Annotated in this window: 18 protein-coding genes; 6 read left to right on the forward strand and 12 right to left on the reverse strand. The window is 47.5% G+C overall.

The window, feature by feature from the left end; translation table 11 throughout:
- Positions 1-17 precede the first annotated feature (17 nt).
- Positions 18-1,298 carry a signal recognition particle-docking protein FtsY gene (gene ftsY, locus AC3AP5_RS11000; RefSeq protein WP_272978292.1) on the reverse strand — a complete coding sequence of 427 codons (1,281 nt, stop codon included), beginning with the start codon at positions 1,296-1,298 and terminating at the stop codon, positions 18-20.
- A gap of 109 nt (positions 1,299-1,407) precedes the next feature.
- Here ftsY and rsmD point away from each other — a divergent pair, with 109 nt between their 5' ends.
- Together rsmD and AC3AP5_RS11010 are read left to right on the forward strand one after the other, a co-directional pair.
- Entirely contained in the window at positions 1,408-2,007 is a 600-nt protein-coding gene (rsmD, locus tag AC3AP5_RS11005; RefSeq protein WP_487326711.1) for a 16S rRNA (guanine(966)-N(2))-methyltransferase RsmD, read from the forward strand.
- Entirely contained in the window at positions 2,004-2,282 is a 279-nt protein-coding gene (locus tag AC3AP5_RS11010; protein ID WP_006953882.1) for a DUF1145 domain-containing protein, read from the forward strand. The genes rsmD and AC3AP5_RS11010 overlap by 4 nt, the downstream gene beginning before the upstream one ends.
- Here the strand turns inward: AC3AP5_RS11010 and AC3AP5_RS11015 are convergent.
- Positions 2,267-2,878, reverse strand: a complete 612-nt coding sequence (locus AC3AP5_RS11015; protein WP_006953884.1) for a YjaG family protein — start codon at positions 2,876-2,878, stop codon at positions 2,267-2,269. The genes AC3AP5_RS11010 and AC3AP5_RS11015 overlap by 16 nt on opposite strands.
- 34 nt (positions 2,879-2,912) lie before the next feature.
- On the opposite strand from AC3AP5_RS11015, the gene AC3AP5_RS11020 reads away from it, so the two are divergent.
- The gene (locus AC3AP5_RS11020) at positions 2,913-3,860 is read left to right on the forward strand and encodes a threonine ammonia-lyase (RefSeq protein ID WP_487326712.1); all 948 of its coding nucleotides are present in this window, start codon (positions 2,913-2,915) and stop codon (positions 3,858-3,860) included.
- Here AC3AP5_RS11020 and AC3AP5_RS11025 read toward each other — a convergent pair.
- The 4 genes from AC3AP5_RS11025 to AC3AP5_RS11040 all read right to left on the reverse strand — a co-directional run bounded on the left by AC3AP5_RS11025 (position 3,857) and on the right by AC3AP5_RS11040 (position 6,847).
- Entirely contained in the window at positions 3,857-4,279 is a 423-nt protein-coding gene (locus tag AC3AP5_RS11025) for a VOC family protein (protein ID WP_272978296.1), read from the reverse strand. The two genes, AC3AP5_RS11020 and AC3AP5_RS11025, sit on opposite strands and share 4 nt — an antisense overlap.
- 6 nt (positions 4,280-4,285) lie before the next feature.
- Positions 4,286-4,513, reverse strand: a complete 228-nt coding sequence (locus AC3AP5_RS11030; protein ID WP_006953888.1) for a hypothetical protein — start codon at positions 4,511-4,513, stop codon at positions 4,286-4,288.
- A gap of 183 nt (positions 4,514-4,696) precedes the next feature.
- Positions 4,697-5,869 carry a trans-sulfuration enzyme family protein gene (locus AC3AP5_RS11035; RefSeq protein WP_006953890.1) on the reverse strand — a complete coding sequence of 391 codons (1,173 nt, stop codon included), beginning with the start codon at positions 5,867-5,869 and terminating at the stop codon, positions 4,697-4,699.
- Positions 5,870-5,881: 12 nt separating this feature from the next.
- A complete protein-coding gene (locus AC3AP5_RS11040) occupies positions 5,882-6,847 on the reverse strand; it encodes a cysteine synthase A (protein WP_006953892.1) in 966 nt (321 codons plus the stop codon).
- 118 nt (positions 6,848-6,965) lie between these two features.
- On the opposite strand from AC3AP5_RS11040, the gene ltaE reads away from it, so the two are divergent.
- Positions 6,966-7,979 (forward strand): low-specificity L-threonine aldolase, encoded by a 1,014-nt coding sequence (gene ltaE / locus AC3AP5_RS11045; RefSeq protein ID WP_272978297.1) that lies wholly within the window; start codon positions 6,966-6,968, stop codon positions 7,977-7,979.
- A 112-nt stretch (positions 7,980-8,091) separates the two neighbouring features.
- Here ltaE and AC3AP5_RS11050 read toward each other — a convergent pair whose 3' ends face one another.
- From AC3AP5_RS11050 to AC3AP5_RS11060, 3 genes are all read right to left on the reverse strand, one after another.
- Positions 8,092-9,627, reverse strand: a complete 1,536-nt coding sequence (locus tag AC3AP5_RS11050; RefSeq protein ID WP_487326713.1) for a YifB family Mg chelatase-like AAA ATPase — start codon at positions 9,625-9,627, stop codon at positions 8,092-8,094.
- Positions 9,628-9,712: 85 nt separating this feature from the next.
- Entirely contained in the window at positions 9,713-10,453 is a 741-nt protein-coding gene (locus tag AC3AP5_RS11055; protein ID WP_006953949.1) for a ferredoxin--NADP reductase, read from the reverse strand.
- 14 nt (positions 10,454-10,467) lie between these two features.
- Positions 10,468-10,719, reverse strand: a complete 252-nt coding sequence (locus AC3AP5_RS11060) for an accessory factor UbiK family protein (protein WP_006953950.1) — start codon at positions 10,717-10,719, stop codon at positions 10,468-10,470.
- Positions 10,720-10,814: 95 nt separating this feature from the next.
- On the opposite strand from AC3AP5_RS11060, the gene rep reads away from it, so the two are divergent.
- On the forward strand, positions 10,815-12,836 hold the full coding sequence (gene rep / locus AC3AP5_RS11065) for a DNA helicase Rep (protein WP_487327310.1): 2,022 nt from the start codon (positions 10,815-10,817) through the stop codon (positions 12,834-12,836).
- On the opposite strand, the gene AC3AP5_RS11070 is transcribed toward rep, so the two are convergent.
- Both AC3AP5_RS11070 and AC3AP5_RS11075 read right to left on the reverse strand, forming a co-directional pair.
- Positions 12,833-15,433 carry a sensor domain-containing phosphodiesterase gene (locus tag AC3AP5_RS11070; protein ID WP_272978319.1) on the reverse strand — a complete coding sequence of 867 codons (2,601 nt, stop codon included), beginning with the start codon at positions 15,431-15,433 and terminating at the stop codon, positions 12,833-12,835. The genes rep and AC3AP5_RS11070 overlap by 4 nt on opposite strands.
- Positions 15,434-15,627: 194 nt before the next feature.
- Entirely contained in the window at positions 15,628-15,999 is a 372-nt protein-coding gene (locus tag AC3AP5_RS11075; protein ID WP_487327311.1) for a c-type cytochrome, read from the reverse strand.
- A gap of 143 nt (positions 16,000-16,142) precedes the next feature.
- Here AC3AP5_RS11075 and dinB point away from each other — a divergent pair, with 143 nt between their 5' ends.
- Positions 16,143-17,204 (forward strand): DNA polymerase IV, encoded by a 1,062-nt coding sequence (gene dinB, locus AC3AP5_RS11080; protein ID WP_242603635.1) that lies wholly within the window; start codon positions 16,143-16,145, stop codon positions 17,202-17,204.
- Here dinB and AC3AP5_RS11085 read toward each other — a convergent pair.
- A complete protein-coding gene (locus tag AC3AP5_RS11085) occupies positions 17,201-17,638 on the reverse strand; it encodes a DUF4399 domain-containing protein (protein ID WP_272978318.1) in 438 nt (145 codons plus the stop codon). The two genes, dinB and AC3AP5_RS11085, sit on opposite strands and share 4 nt — an antisense overlap.
- Between the last annotated feature and the right edge of the window lie 4 nt (positions 17,639-17,642).

The raw sequence follows: 17,642 nt of genomic DNA on the forward strand, positions 1-17,642 counted from the left end.
AGTGGCTTAAAGTTGCTTTATTCTTGTTCTAGCTTACGGTCAAATAGCGCTTGAATAAAGTCTCGCGCGACAAATGGCCTCAGATCGTCCAGTTGCTCACCCACACCGATGTATCGGATTGGTATCTTAAACTCATCGGCTACGGCAAAAATCACACCGCCTTTAGCGGTACCATCCAATTTCGTCATTACAATTCCGCTCACTCCGACAGCTTCGGTGAACAATTTGGCTTGCGAGATTGCATTTTGGCCCGTGCCCGCGTCTAACGTCAGCATCACTTCGTGTGGCGCTTCCGGATCCTGCTTTTTCATTACCCGCACAATTTTCTTTAGCTCTTCCATGAGGTTAGATTTATTTTGCAAACGCCCAGCCGTATCGGCAATCAGTACGTCGATACCCCGCGCTTTAGCGGCCTGCATCGCATCGAATAATACTGATGCACTATCAGAACCGGTCTGTTGTGCAATAACAGGAATTTCGTTGCGTTCGCCCCAGATCTGTAACTGTTCTACGGCAGCGGCGCGGAACGTGTCCCCGGCTGCGAGCATGACTGACTTGCCCTCACGTTTGAACTGTTTAGCGAGCTTACCAATGGTGGTGGTTTTACCCACTCCATTAACACCGGTCATCAAAATGACATACGGCGTTTTACTGGTATCAATCGCGAGCGGCTTATCGACCGGCTCGAGCAAGGCTTCCATCTGCTCTTGCAGCAATTCATATAGTGCTTCGGCATCTTTAAGTTGTTTGCGATCCGCTTGTTGCGTCAGATTATCGATGATTTTTGTGGTCGTTTTTACGCCTAAATCAGCCATTAATAGCTGCGTTTCAAGTTCTTCAAACAGATCGTCATCGATCTTCTTACCTTTAAAGACGCCGAATAAGCCCGAACCAATACTGCCCGATGTCCGCTTGAGTCCCTCGGTCAGGCGAGCCCAAAGCCCCTTCTTCTTAGCGGGTGCCGCTTCGGGTGTTGACTCAACTTCAGGTTCTATTGCTGGAGCGGCTTCAGGCTCGGGCTCAGGCTCAATGTTAGACTCAGATCTTGTCTCCTCTGCAGAGACAACCTCAGGTTCTGGTTCGAGCTCAGGTTCGGGTTCAGACTGCTTAGGAGGTTCCGGCTCGACCTCAGGTAACGGCTTTCCTGCGGCTGAATCGGCCGTCACTTGCGCACAGTCTTCCGTTGCATCAGCATCACGTGGGGTCGACTGCTGCTCTTGCTCATCTTGTTTTATTTCTTTCTCATCTTGTTTCGACGATTTATTGCGTCGAAACATTGAAAACAAACCTTTTGCCATAATTGAATACCTTGGAACTACAACCATTAAATCGTTAAACTAGTGATAGTTTACCACGCTGTAGCGAAACTGACGACGCACCCAGATAATTAACCAGGCCAATTATATTGTGAGAAAACAAAGCAACAAGAAAACAGGAGAATTGCGCCTTATTGCCGGGCAATGGCGCGGGCGCAAGCTGCCCATACTGACATCCGAGGGACTTCGCCCCACCACGGACCGCGTACGAGAGACGTTATTTAATTGGCTTCAATTTGATATTCAAGGCGCTCAGGTTGTCGATTTGTTTGCTGGCAGCGGTAGTTTAGGCTTTGAAGCCGCATCAAGAGGCGCCCAACAGGTAACATTGATAGAGATGGATAAAGCGGCGGCGCGGCAATTGAGTCAAAATGTCAGTCGCTTATCGGCACCACAAATTAATGTGATACAACAAAGCGCTCTCGATTGGCTAAAAGCGGAGTCAACTCAACACACTAAACTAGACATCGTATTTATCGATCCACCATTTAATAAATCACTCGTCAGTCCGACGCTTGGCGCGCTGAAGCGAGGTGAGTGGTTACATTCGGATTCGCTAGTTTACGTCGAAAGTGAACGCAACTTACCGCCTGAAATCTTCAATGACTTCGATATCCTCAGAGAAAAACATCACGGTCAAGTCAGCTTTAGACTGCTCACTCCATCAACTGAAGAGACAACACACGCATGAATATGATTTTACTTCTCGGCAAAGCGATTTTTGCCATTATATGGATTGCTTTGCTTGCGCTTTTATCGGGTTTAGTCGTCGACATGAGCACCCAAGCTTATGGTCTGATTGCTATGTTACTCGGCGTACTTGTGATTATGCATTTGTTATTGCTGGGGATTTTTGTTGCCACGATGAAAGCTCAACTCCCTTGGAAAAAGGGAGATGGCTGGCAGATTCTTATCTTCGGCATTTTCGGATGGCTAACAATCTACGCACGTCAGTCTGATGACTGATTCACTTCAAGGCCGATGTTAGAAATACCTTCATCGGCCACCATTTGCTTCAGCTGGTTAACCAACGCCTTTGTGACGGTCGGTTGCGCTTCGAGGTAATTGAGCATCGCTTGCTGCATTTCAACTTCGTACTGATACAGCTCATGTTGATTAACCGCCTCTCGTAACTGTTCAGCGGGTACCTCATCGGCGATATTGAGCTCAATGAATTTAGCCACCGAGGCTTGCGATACTTTCGCCACATCAACAAAGTTTTTTGAGTCTTTATCAAGCACGCCCTGCAGCAAGGTACTGATTGCAGTACACGCATCCATCGCGGGATAAACCCCAAGCATGTCATGACCGTATTCACTCGGCGTCACTTCATCGACTTTCTCTTGCCAACGTTCTGCGTTGATTTTGCTGTGTTTAGGATTTGCATGACGGTCCCATAGCGCGTTGAGGGCGCCACGTAGCGGCTTGAGTTCACCGAACCCCGTGAGCTGATGAAAAAATTCATAATTTGGCAGCATCCGCTCGCACAGATACAATGCAAACAATGATTGTTTTTCGGCTTCCATCGCACGGATGCGCTGAAACGTATTTAATTGACCCACAAGCAATCCTCGTTTTCGCTGAAGGACCCGTATTATGCCTAAAATAAGCTTGCCTCGCTACGATGACATTGTATTAGCTGCCAATCGCTTGGAAGGTTTCATTAAACACACACCGGTACTCACATGTTCAGAAATCGATGAGGCCCTGGGCTGTGAAGTTTTCTTTAAGTGCGAAAACCTTCAGAAATCCGGCGCGTTTAAGTACCGGGGCGCCAGCAATGCGTTGTTATCTCTGTCAGAGCAACAACGGCAAACTGGAGTGTTTACCGTATCATCAGGTAATCACGGTGCCGCACTGGGCTATGCTGGAGCACGTTTAGGCATCTCCGTTACGGTCGCGGTGCCCTATAATGCGCCTGCGATAAAACGTAACAATATTGAAGCCAGCGGTGCTTCAATAGTGACTATAGAGCCAGGTATGGAAGCGCGAGAGCGATTTGCAGCAGAACGAGCGCAGACCGGAGAGACATTTATTCCCCCCTATGACCATCCCGATATTATCGCGGGACAAGGAACAGCAACGTTAGAGCTACTCAAACAAGTCGAAGATTTAGACGCCGTCGTCACCCCTTTGGGCGGTGGTGGTCTGCTGGCAGGCGCATGCCTAGCAGCGCAAGGACTCGAAGTTTATGGCGCTGAACCGATGCTCGCCAATGATGGGTTTGAGTCGCTCAGCACCGGAGTCCGACAACCCGCTAAACCACCGCGTAGTATTTGCGATGGCTTACTGACGCAATTGGGGGAATATAATTTCGAAATATTAAAACGCCACGTAAGTGCTGTGCTTGTCGTTGAGGATAAAGACACAAAAGCGGCCATGGAACTGATCTGGCAGCGTCTTAAAATCATTATAGAACCATCCTCAGCGATCACGCTGGCGGCGCTGAATCAAGAGCGAAGTCGATTCGCCGGGAAACGGGTTGGAATTATATTAAGTGGAGGGAATATCGCGGCCGAGCTCAGTCAGCCGCTCAAGGTTTAAGTTGCGAAGATATCGTCATCGCTTTTGAACGTTTTAAATTCAAGCGCGTTGCCGCAGTAGTCGTAAAAAAACATCGTGCCTTGCTCACCCGGTTTGCCCTGGAAACGAATGTAAGGTTCGATGACAAACTCAATATCCGACTCAGCAATCTTGCGCGCAACGTCATCCCAATCTTCGCGTAATAACACGACACCGAAGTGAGGCACGGGCACATTGTGACCATCGACGCCGCTGTGGTTTTTAACACCCGCTATTTCAGGTGCCACATGCGTAACAAATTGATGACCAAAGAAGTTCCAATCGATCCAATCGTCACTACTACGCCCCTGTTCCAGCCCCAAGATCTCACCATAGAACTTGCGGGCGTTATCGAGGGACTTTACAGGTAAGGCTAAATGAAACGGACGTACTGCTGACATTGGCGATTACATCCGTGCTTGAGGTTCATGAATCGACTGACGCATCGCTGGAGAGCGCTTCCACATACGGTGCCCGATAGCAGCAAGCAATAGACCCCAATTAAGCGGAGGAATAAACCCTGCAGTCAATACCGCCAATAAACTCCAGAGGGGTTTAGATTGATACTGACCGACTAAGCCGTAAAACAATAACGCGGCTACGAGTCCCTGAAGTAACAGTAGGCTCAATAGCATAATTATTTCCTTCTTTAGCGAACATTTTTATCACTGCAAACTGCAGTTTTTTGTTATTTCTAAGCCTACTCAATTATGACTAAACTGTAAAATAATGTATAAGTTATTGATTTAAATACAAAAAAACCGGTCTATTGACCGGTTTTTAAGTTTTATGTTTTTTATTTTAATCGGTTCTATCGTTTAGAACGCGTTTAAAGCAGTATCCAGATCGGCTTTAAGATCGTCTAGATCTTCAATACCCACCGAGACACGAACAAAGTTGTCTAGGATACCTAGTTTCTCACGATTTTCTTTAGGTACCGACGCATGAGTCATGATCGCAGGGTGTTCAATTAACGACTCGACCCCCCCTAAGCTTTCTGCCAGCGCAAAGATTTCGACCGACTCTAAGAACTTACGAGCGGCCGCTAAATCGCCTTTCAATAAAATTGAGATCATGCCACCAAAACCGGACATCTGACGCTTAGCAAGCTCATGTTGCGGGTGGCTTTCAAGACCTGGGTAGATCACCTTCTCAACTTTCGGATGTTGCTCGAGCCACTGTGCCAACTCGAGTGCTGCTTGGTTATGATGACGCATACGTAACGCCAACGTCTTGACACCTCGGAGCGCTAAGTAGGAGTCAAAAGGACCCGCAACAGCACCCACCGAATTTTGCAAGAATAGCATCTGTTCGACTAAGTCTTGGTTATCACCGACAACAGCGATACCACCCACCATGTCAGAGTGCCCATTCAAGTACTTAGTCGCCGAATGCATTACGATGTCGGCTCCCAGCTCAATTGGACGCTGATTAAAAGGCGTCGCGAACGTATTATCCACTACCACGATGATGTCTGGATTATGTGTCTTTGCTGTTTTTACAATGGCTTCGATATCAACCAGTTTCAACATAGGGTTGCTGGGTGTTTCAACCCAAATCATACGTGTTTCTGAGGTCAGCGCCTGTTCGACTTGCTTAATGTCGGCAAGGTCAACGTATGAGAACTTAAGTCCTGCTGAACGCCCACGTACCTTGTCGAACAAACGGAAACTGCCGCCGTATAAGTCATCCATAGCGACCACGTGATCACCGCTATCAAGCAGCTCTAAAATTGTTGAAGTTGCCGCCATGCCGGAAGCAAAAGCAAGCCCTTGAGTGCCCCCTTCCAAATTCGCGACGGCGCGCTCCCAAGCAAAACGTGTTGGGTTATGCGAGCGCGAATATTCAAAGCCTTTGTGTTCACCCGGGCTCTCTTGCGCGTAGGTTGAACTGGTAAAAATCGGAGGCATGACTGCCCCAGTGACCGGCTCAGGTGACTGACCACCATGAATGGTGCGTGTCGCAAATTTCATTGGTTTGTTTGATGCCATTATTACAACTCCTTACAGCAAATTATTTTCACGCATCCACTCATCGTTGAATAACTTCGATAAGTAGCGATTACCTGTATCACACGCAAGTGTCACCACTTGCTTTCTCTCGGTTTGATCTTGGCAATAACGCACTGCAGCAGCGATTAAGGTGCCGCTCGAAGAGCCCACCATGACGCCCTCTTTCTCGAGCACCTGACGCGCCATCTGCATACCTTCTTTATCTGAGATAGCGTAGGCTTTATTGGCTAATTCAATTTCGCAGATTTTTGGTACGAAATCCTCGCCAATACCCTCTGCCAACCAGCTACCGGCTTCGACATGCTCTCCACGATTCACTAATGGTTCCAAAATTGAACCCGCGGGATCGGCAAGCACTAAATCAACATCGGACTTCTGCTCACGGAGATAGCGGCCAATACCTGTTAGTGTACCGCCTGAACCAACACCACAAACGAAGGCATCAATGTCGCCGTCCGTTTGTTGCCAAATCTCTGGACCCGTGGTTTTGTAATGCGCTTCTACGTTGGCAGGGTTTTCAAATTGGTTTACATAGAACCAGCCGTTTTCTTCGGCTAAGCGAGCGGCCATATCTTGGTAGTATTCAGGGTGACCTTTTTGTACATCTGAGCGAGTCTGTTTGACAGTCGCCCCCATCGCACGCAAATTGTTGACTTTCTCTTGGCTCATTTTATCAGGCATTACGATCATCAAGGGGTAGCCCTTACTCGCCGCAACTAACGCCAAGCCCAAGCCTGTATTGCCTGCAGTCGCCTCGATGATGGTATCGCCTGGCTTCAATTTGCCATCACGCTCAGCCGCATTAATCATCTCAACGGCGATGCGGTCCTTGATAGACCCACCCGGGTTTTGCAGCTCTAACTTAAGATACAAATCGCAGGGACCTGTATCGATGTTGTTCACTTTTACCAACGGCGTGTTGCCGATCATTTCCAATACGTTGTCATATACTTTCATATCGCGTCGCTTTTTCTCATCTGTTCAATGCGGTTCATTATCCCTATACTTTGACCACTTAACAACCACCGCCTTAGAACGCTTTGTTCAAAACAATAACTAGTTAAGCGAGACGCAAATGGATTTAAGAAGCGATACAGTGACCCAGCCAACATCTGCCATGCGTGATGCGATGATTCGTGCTGATGTGGGTGACGATGTGTATGGTGAAGATGCCACAATTAACGCGTTAGAGCAGCGCGTTGCCCAGTGGTTAGGTAAAGAGGATGCGCTTTTCTGCAGTTCCGGCACACAAAGTAACTTATTAGGTTTGCTCAGTCATTGTCGTAACGGTGAAGAATATATCGTGGGTCAGGAATATCACACCTATCGCTATGAGGCAGGCGGCGCTGCGGTGCTCGGAGGCATCGTGCCACAAACCATCGAAGTCGAAGCCGATGGTACTCTGTCGTTAGACACTATCGCCGAACGCATCAAGCCAAATGATCCTCATTTTCCGATTACCCGACTACTCGCATTTGAGAACACGCATGCCGGTCAGGTGATTGCTCAAGACTACTTCGACCAAGCGCGTACCCTGGCTGAACAGCACGGTTTAAACATGCACCTTGATGGTGCCCGATTAGTAAACGCTATGGCAGCAACGCAATTGACGGCCACCGAGCTGGCTGCGCCGTTCGATTCTGTTTCAGTATGCTGTTCAAAAGGTTTAGGAGCACCGGTCGGGTCACTACTTGTCGGTTCGGCTGACTATATTGCCCGTGCTCGACGTTGGCGTAAGATGGTCGGTGGCGGTATGCGGCAAGCGGGTATTTTAGCAGCTGCGATCGATTACGCATTAGATCATCACCTTGAACGTATTCAAGACGATCACGATAATGCCCAGTGGCTTGCTACCACGCTCAAAACAATCTGCGCTGACACCAATATCGTGGTCAGCAATGCTCGTACTAACATGGTTTACTTGACCTTACCCTCGCTTGAACTCGCTCAATCTCTAAAGCACTTTATGGAGCAACACCATATAAAAATTGGAGCAGCGAAGAAGTTGCGGTTAGTCACGCATTTAGATATTTCTCGAGACAATTTACAACGTTTTGTTGTGCTTTTTGAAGACTTTCTAAAAAGATAACGCATTTAACCGAACGTTAGCGTAAAGTGGCGCTATAAGCGCCACTTTATCAGTCGTGTTCCGCAAAAGCGTTGCCCGAGGTCAAGCTTAGCAACACCAGGCTTATTGTTGCTTATAATTTTTTTAATTGCTCTAACAAACGATCCAGGGCGCGGTAACTCAATGCCTCCGCAAGGTGACGCCGACCCACCGAGGTCGCATCATCCAGATCGGCTATCGTGCGGGCAAGTCGTAGTGTTCGGTAAAAAGCACGATGTGAGAGACCCAACTTTTCCACCACTTCAACTAAAAACGTATGATCCGCCTTGCTTAATTGACTATGTTCCAACACCGCTTGTGTGGTCAGTTCGGCATTTAGACAGCCTTGTCGCTCTCTCTGTTTAACATGACACGCAGCAACTTGATTACGAATTTGAGGTGACTGAGGTGTCGGCTTATGCTGAGCATCAAGCGCTCGAAGCGACTGTGTTTCTCTTGGCACCTCAACTTGCAGATCGATCCGGTCAAGCAATGGTCCTGATAATTTATTGAGGTATTTAAGTATTTGATCGGGCGTGGAACGGCAACTCTCAAGCGTTCCGTCAAACTGTCCACAGGGAGAAGGATTAAGCGCCGCAATTAATTGAAATTGAGCCGGATAAGTTGTCTGGTATCCCGCTCGACTTATGGTGACTTCGCCCGACTGTAATGGCTCACGTAATGAATCAAGCACATAGCGAGAGAACTCAGCCAGTTCATCAAGGAACAACACGCCCTGATGAGCGAGACTGACTTCACCGGGTTTAGGTGGTGAGCCACCACCGACCAATGCCGCTGCCGAGCATGTATGATGAGGCATACGCAAATTGCGTTGAGTCAGTTGTTGTGGCGCAAGATGTGTCTCAACCAATGACTTAATACATGCGATCTGCATACCTTCACTATGAGTCGGGGTGGGTAGGATAGTTAGAAAACGTTGCGCGAGCATTGTTTTACCAGTCCCAGGCGGCCCAACAAAGAGCAAGTGATGGCGACCTGCTGCAGCAATAAGTAAAGCACGTTTCGCTTGTGTTTGTCCGATAATATCCGCGAGATCGCCAACATCGTTTTCTTGCGATAAATACGGTTTATCGCTTTCTGCGGCGTTGAGTTGATTGTGTCCCTGCAAATGTTCGAACAGCGCAGCTAAATCGGGCACTAAAAAGTGATTTTGCTGCGCCGCATATCCCGCTTCGGCGACATTAGTAGAGGGAACGAAAACAGAGCGATCTGCACGCTTAGCCGCTATTAATGCCGGTATAAGGCCAGACACTGCTTGCGTGTTTCCTGCTAAAGCGAGCTCTCCATAAAATTCGAATTTAGCCAGTTGACCCGCATCAATCTGATCGGAGGCGGCAAGAATACCTACGGCTATCGCCAAGTCGAAACGAGCCCCCTGCTTGGGAATTTCAGCGGGAGCTAAGTTGACGATAATACGCGTTGCCGCGGGGAATTCGAGACCTACATTGAGAATCGCTGATTTAACACGATCCCTCGCTTCTCTTACCGATGTCGCAGGCATTCCAACAATCGTGAATGACGGTAACCCACGAGCGAGATCAACTTCTACGCGAACTTCAGGAGCCTCAATACCAATACTGGCGCGGGTAAAAACAGTTGCTGTGGCCATACTCTCTCTCGCAAATAGAGAGAGCATAGCCCTAAACAAGGTTCATCGATGTCAGCTTGTACCGACTTTCATGTCGGTGCAGCTATTACCAATAATTCTCGGAGGTTACTTGTCCGGGTTTACGGCGCGTATTTTTCTCTAAACCGAGCGCTTTTAACTGTTCACGCGATGCTTGTATCATATCGGGATTACCACATAGCATGACCTGACTACGCTCGTTAAAATGAACACCACAGGCCTCTTGTAATTCATTACTCGCGATTAAGTCCGGAATCCGACCGGCCAATGCTTCCGGAAGCGCCTCGCGAGATACGATCGGCTGGTACACGAGCTGCCCAGGATAACGTTGCTGACATTCATTAATAAATTCCCGATACGTCAGATCTTGCGCTTCGCGGACACCTTGCACTATTACGATGCGTTTAAACCGGCGCCAAGGTTGCTCAGTACGCAACATTGAAATAAAAGGGCCAATGCCCGTGCCTGTTGAGAGCATCCACAGATCATCGCCATCGGGTACCTCATCCAGCGTAAAAAAGCCCCCTGCCGGCTGAGTGATATTGACTTCATCGCCTGGCTTCAGCTCTGCTAATAGTGGGCTCAATAATCCACCTTCGACCTTTGCAATCACAAAATCGAGAATAGACTCTTGCGGTGCACTGGCGACCGAATACGCACGTAGAACCTGCTCGCCGCCCACATTTAAGCCGAGTCGCACAAACTGACCGGCTTTAAAGTCAAATGATTCAGTGATTACGCGTAGGCTAAAAACACTGTCACTCCATTGAAAGTTCTCAACGACTTTACCGCTAATCCATTGAATCATCGTGCTCTTTACCCTTACTCTTGAGTGTCGTCTTGCTTATTCTGTTCAGCTAATTGCTGCTCTAACTGCTCTACACGCTCTCGCAGACGTAGCAACAATTGTTGCTGAACATCCATCTCTTCGCGAGTGACGAGATCGAGTTTAGAAAGTTGTGATTGCAAGGTTTGTTTAACACGCTGCTCAACATTACCGGCTAACTCTTTAACGCCAGATGGCATGCTTTCGCTAATTTGTTTAGCAATGTTTTCAATGGTCTTGTTGTCCATAAGGGGTCCTTAATTAATTTAACCGTTTGGGCTCAGACAAAAGTACGCTAAAATCGCCGCTCTTGATTTATTGTACCACTCCTAACCGAGCCTTAATAATGTTAAACGATCGACAGCGACAAGCCGTTCACTATGTGCAAGGTCCTTTACTCGTTTTAGCGGGCGCAGGCAGTGGTAAAACGCGCGTAATTACAGAAAAAATCGCTTATCTTATTCGTGAAAATATTTACACTGCCCGTCAAATCGCTGCGGTTACGTTCACCAATAAAGCCGCGCGCGAAATGCGTGAGCGTGTCAACCAAACCATGGGGGCCGGTGGTGCACGCGGCTTAACAGTATCCACGTTTCACACGCTCGGTCTGAATATTATCCGACGCGAGCTCAGCGCACTCGGTCTCAAGCCCGGATTTTCTTTGTTCGATGATCAAGATACCTATGCACTGCTCAATGGTCTTACCGAAGATGCGTGGGAAGGCGATAAAGCCGTCATTCAAAAATGTCAGCACCGTATCGGTCAATGGAAAAACGCCATGATATCGCCAGAGCAAGCGTTGCAAGAGGCTTCGACGGAAGATGACCGACAATTTGCTACGGTCTTTGCGCAATACGAGAAACACTTGCTGGCATGCAATGCAGTAGATTTCGATGATCTAATTCGCTTACCGAGTCAATTATTACAACGCAACGAACACGTTCGCGCTCGCTGGCAAAAGAAATTTCGCTACTTACTCGTTGATGAGTACCAAGACACTAATACGAGCCAGTACCTTTTGGTCAAACTACTGGTCGGTGAGCGTGCGCGCTTTACTGTAGTTGGCGACGACGATCAATCAATTTACTCATGGCGCGGCGCACAACCACAAAACCTAGCGCTTTTGCAGCAAGACTTCCCTACTTTGAAGGTCGTTAAGTTGGAGCAAAATTACCGCTCTCACGGTCGTATTCTAAAAGCGGCGAATATTCTGATAGAAAATAACCCTCACGTATTTGAGAAAAAATTATTTTCAGATAAAGAGTACGGTGAATCCCTGCGGGTTATTTTTGGCCGCAACGAGGAACATGAGGCGGAGCGTGTAGTCGCCGAAATCGTAAAGCAACGCTTTTTAAGCAAAACACCTTATCATCATTTTGCGATTTTATATCGGGGCAACCATCAGTCTCGTTTGTTCGAAAAGGCGCTGATGAACAACCGGATTCCTTACAAAATTACTGGTGGACAGTCGTTTTTTGCGCGGGCGGAAGTCAAAGATATTATGGCGTATCTACGCCTACTGGTTAACCCTGCTGATGATACTGCGTTCCTACGCATCATAAATGTGCCACGTCGAGGGATAGGTCCGCAGACGGTGCAACGCATCGGTGAGCTGTCTAAGCAGCTAGGCTGTAGCCTGCTAGAAGCCTGCGACTCGATTCACTTGAAGACCTTACTGAATACGCAGACCTTTAACGCGGTTGATACCTTTGCTCAGATGATTAAAAACGCTGCGCGGGAAGCCGATCATGACGACAGTGCTGCCGTCGCTGTGCGCACTCTGCTTGCGGAAATTGGCTACGATGACTGGTTATTCGAAACCAGCCCAAGCGCTAAGGCCGCGGAAATGCGCGTTAAAAACGTGTATGAGTTGCATAAGTGGGTGTCCGATATGTTAGCGGGCAACGACGAATACGAGCCAATATCACTGGAGCAAGCAGTCGCCAAGCTGTGTTTGCGCGACATGATGTCCCGCAATGAAGATGACGAGCAGTTTGATCAAGTACAGCTAATGACATTACACGCATCCAAGGGCTTGGAATTTCCTTTTGTTTTTCTGGTTGGCATGGAAGAAGGCTTGCTTCCCCATCAAAGTAGTATTGAGGGTGATGATATTGAGGAGGAACGTCGACTTGCGTATGTAGGAATTACCCGTGCTCAACATCGTTTAGTGTTTACTCTAGCAAAAGAGCGGCGTCAGTTTGGCGAGGTATTTCAACCTCAACCGAGCCGGTTTTTGTTGGAACTTCCGCAAGATGATATTTCTTGGGAGCACGACAAACATAAACCGAGCGAGGAAGAGCGTGAAACAACCCGGCAGCGCGGTTTAGAAATGCTTAAAAACGCACTTAACAAACCCTCTTAACTTAGCGTGCCGTTAGCCTTGCTAGGTGCCTTGGATTCCAGCGACCTGAGTCGTTTTGTGACATAGTTACCTTGGCCAAACTCTACGCCTAATTCACAGAGAATGTTCGCCAAAGATTCATTTTTTACGCCGGCTGCATAAAGTTCAATTTCTAACTCATCACACAGTGTGGCAACGTGACGCAACATTGCTCGAGCACGAGTACTCGTTTCAAGCCGCTGCACATAGTCTTGGTCGAGTTTAAGCTTAGAGAATGGGTAATTGTATAAAAATTGTAGTGGTCCGGCGCCCCGACCAAAGTGATCAATAACCAATTTGAAACCCGCCTGAGATAACCGTCGTAAACTCGCTACCGAGCGTTTATCGTTTTGGGTTAACGCTGTTTCTGAAAACTCTAAAACCAGCTGCGCTGGGTTGACCTTATAGCGCTCGACGATATTGAGCAACTGCCTTATGTAACCGGATTTAAGCAAGTGCCGCACAGAGAGATTTAAATGAATACGTTCAGCTTCAACCTCCGTATTCAATAAGTGCTCGCAGCAACGCTTTAACAGATATTGGTCTAACTTAACGATCAACCCTGTTTTTTCAGCGAGAGCGAGATAATCCGAAGTCTTTACCCGATTGTTTTCGATATTCCATCGCAGAAAAGCTTCTGATGCATGTTTGTGACGACCCGAAATATCTGCAATGGCTTCAAACTCAACGAAGAAATCTTGGTCGATTCGGGCATGACGCAACGCGCGCTCGCGTTTTACCGACTCAACCAATGTACGGTGCATGGTATTATCGAACACCACATAACGACCACGACCCTGTGATTTAGCTTCGTACATTGCCGCATCTGCATCTCTCAGCAAACGTTCAACAGAATCCTGAGAGTCATCGCAAATAGCAATGCCAATACTGGCGCCCGAATAATGTTCATGTCCGTTTAATATAAATGGAGCATTCAAACTCGAGATAATACGTTTAGCGATTTCACGCGCATCATCGACCGAAGACATCGTATCGAGTAAAATAACAAATTCGTCGCCCCCAAGTCGGGCAACTAAATCATTCTCTCGAACACAAGTTTGAATGCGTTTACTCACATCGAGTAAGAATTCATCACCTGCCGAGTGTCCCAGCGTATCATTGATATTTTTGAAGCGATCTAGGTCTAAAAATAAGACCGCAAAGAAGTGTTCTGGATGACGCCTCTGGTGAGCAAGCGCTTGTTGCAAACTCTCGGTAAATAAGGCGCGATTCGGTAATCCTGTTAAATTATCGTGGTGCGCATCATGAAACAGTCGGGCTTCGATTTTTTTACGGCGCTCGATCTCGGAAACAAGTTCTTCCGTGCGTTCCTCAACTTTTTTCTCGAGGAATTGATTAACCCGTTGGATTTCTTCGTTCGCTCGACGACGTTCGATTGCGACCGCGACATGTTGAGAGACAAAGTTAAGTAACTCAAGATCCTCGTGCTTATAGAAAAACTCCTCATCGTACGTTTGTACGGCAATCACGCCAAACACCTTGCCATCGAGGACTAACGGGCTTCCTAGCCACTGCTTTGCAACAATACCTGTATCTTCGGTTAAATTAATTTCGCCATTTTGGGTCAGCAGAGCACGTTGTTCTGCGTCAATGAATGCAGGCTCCGCCTTGCGCATGACGTACTCAGTCAGTCCTTTTCCGATTCGCCGCCGTTCGGCCTTATTGTCTCGTTCATCTTTATGGTAAGGAAAGCGAATATACTTTTTGTCTGTGGACACAAGCGCGACATAAAAATTGTCCGCATGAATCAGTGTCGCAATTTGCTTATGTAGCGCTTCGTAGAAAGTAACCATGTCTTCCGATGTGTTGGTCAGCTCTGAGATTGCAAATAACACTGAGGTTTGTTGCTCGACCTTTTCTCGAACGGTTATTTCTTTCATGAGGCTTTCATTGGCATGACGCAGCTCAGCCGTTTGATGGGCTATTTCCTTTTGTAAAATTTCCTTTTGTTTAAGCCGTTCAAGCGCATTAACAACATGTTGGGATACAAATGTAAGGAGATCTTTGTCACTCTCATCATAGCGGTGGTTATCGTGATAACTCTGTACAACCATCGCGCCAATCACGCTGTTACCGGATATCAGCGGGACGCCAAGCCAATCGATTGGGGCAGACCCCATTTCCTCAACTTCATTTTGCTGAATAAGTTCTTTAAATACTGCTGGAGGACAAAGAAGTGATTGACCCGTTCGCATTACATAGCCCGTTAAGCCGCGTGCCAAGGACTCCATAGGCATTTGTTCGATCACTTGCTTTTCGTCGAGTTCATCTACGAAGTAGGCAAAGTTGACAACCTTTTTATCGGGTTCATAAAAACAAACGTAGAAGTTGCGAGCGTACATTAGCTCGCCAATAATGGCATGCACAGATTGGTAGAAGTTATCCATGCTGCGTGCGGACGCAGCAAGCTCAGAAATACGAAAGAGCGCCTTCTGCACGACTTCTGCTGAGCGATAACTATACGTAAGCCGCTTTAGGCGTCCAATGACCTTAGTCAGCTTTTGATTTTCTTTAGCAAGCGCCGTTTGATTATCATTCGGGCTATTCGTTGCCGCCATGCTGCGGGGACTCCCTACCCATCACTTCTAATTATAGTTGTTTGTTGTTTTTCTTATTGGCTTGTTATAATTATTAACAAACGTAAAGTATAAACTATAACCAGTGGGTTGCAAGAAATTGCCGCTTATATATACAAAAAAGCCACCGCGACTTGCGATGGCTCATATTCTGCCTTTGAGGCACGCTGTAATAATCAGATTTCAGCTGTCATGTATTCAATAGCAGCTTTGATTTCATCTTCAGAACAATCAGCACACGTACCTTTCGGAGGCATCGCATTGTAACCATTAATCGCGTGTTTTAAGACAGTATCCATACCTTGCGCTAGACGCGGCTTCCAATCATCTGCGTTATTGATTTTTGGGGCGCCCATCACACCTGCCGTATGACACGCTGTGCAGTACTGACCGAATACTTCTTCGCCTGAGCGAGGTCCACTCGCCGCGGCCTCGTTAGCTGCGCTTTCGCCTGCTACTCGGACTTTACCAATCGGCTCAATACGTTTTGCAATGGCGTCCTTAGACATGCCATCTTGAACAGCGGCAGAGGCACCAAAACTAATCATGGCGGCCAAGCCAAATGAAAGGCCTTTAAGTGCAAGTGTCGTCAATCGTTTCACGAGTGTCTCCTAAGAATCTGGCTGGTACACTATACCCAGTGCTAGGAGATTATACCCACAAAAGCTCAAAGGATAAACACTTGAAAGAAGTGACTCGTAAAATTGCGTTACTTGATCTTGACGCTTTCTTCGCGGCGGTTGAAGTGTTACGCGACCCAAGCCTACAAAATCGTCCCTTTGCTGTCGGTGGCGGGGGCGACCGTGGCGTGGTGGCTACGGCCAATTATATCGCCCGTCGCTTTGGCGTGCACAGCGCCATGTCGGGGCATCGAGCGCGCCAACTATGTCCTCAGCTTGTTTTTGTAAAACCCAACTTTGCCGAGTATAAAGCGCTATCCTATCAAGTCCGCGACATACTCGCTCGCTACACGCCGCTGGTTGAACCTGCATCAATCGATGAGTTTTATCTCGACCTGACTGAAAATGATGCTTTCAAGGGCAGTGCTAGTCTTACCGTTGAGGCGATTAGGAGAGAAATCAGTCAACTTGGAATTACCGGTTCTGCGGGCATCTCTAATCAAAAAATGGTTGCGAAAATTGCTAGTGACGACAATAAACCGAATGGGCAAAAGGTGGTGCCCCCAGAAAACGTATTTGATTATTTAGCCGTTTTGCCGCTTAAACGTGTCCCGGGCGTGGGACCGAAAAGCCAAGCAACCCTTGCGCGATATGGATTTACACACGGGCACCACATACAGGCTGCAAGCACTGAGCAGCTACAACAAATACTAGGGGAAAAAGCAGGTTGGTTGCTCTTTCAACGTTGCCAAGGTATCGACCCACGCCCTGTGACTGTCGACCGAATTCGTAAAAGCGTCGGCGTTGAACAAACGTTACCCGCCGATATACAGCAACTCCGTACTGTACAAGATTATATACAACAACAGTTACTGCCACAGTTAAAGAAACGACTCAAAATTGACCATTGGCGCGAACAGCCTATCAAGACTCAAACGCTGAAATTAAAGTTTTCAGATTTCAACCAGACGACCGTTTCAAAAGGGCACGGGTTTGTGTCACCCAGTTTGTATTATCAGTTGGCTGAAGAGGCATGGCAACGGGGCGCGGGAAAACATGTAAGATTGATTGGAATCAGTGTAACTCTGCCTGATCCCAATCAACAAACTCAACTCGAGCTTGAGCTCGATTAGTCAGCTTTTACAGTGATGGTGATTTTTTTCGAAACAACAGCTGGGTTGTGGGGAACGTGATTCTTATCACCAAGAATAATTTGTAAAGTATGTTCACCCGGCTCAAGCGTTAGCGTTGTCTCTGTCTGACCGCCACCAAAATGGATGATATCACCGCCCATCGGCTGATCCATTGGTGGTAACGAATCCATATCCACTAACAAATGATGGTGTCCAGTATTCTTCACATCAACGCCAGCGGGCGCGACACCCATGCCTGATAAGCCAAATTTAACCTTAAAGGTAGAATTTACAACTTCCCCATCTTGTGGCGAAATAATATAGGCATGAGCATCTTTCGGTGCTTGGCTCTGCGCCATCTCTTGAGCTTGTGCCGTCGCAACGACAGTACTACCGAACATTGCTAGGGCACCAATTAACCATGCGCGCTTCATAATC

Source organism: Idiomarina sp. D18 (assembly GCF_057748155.1).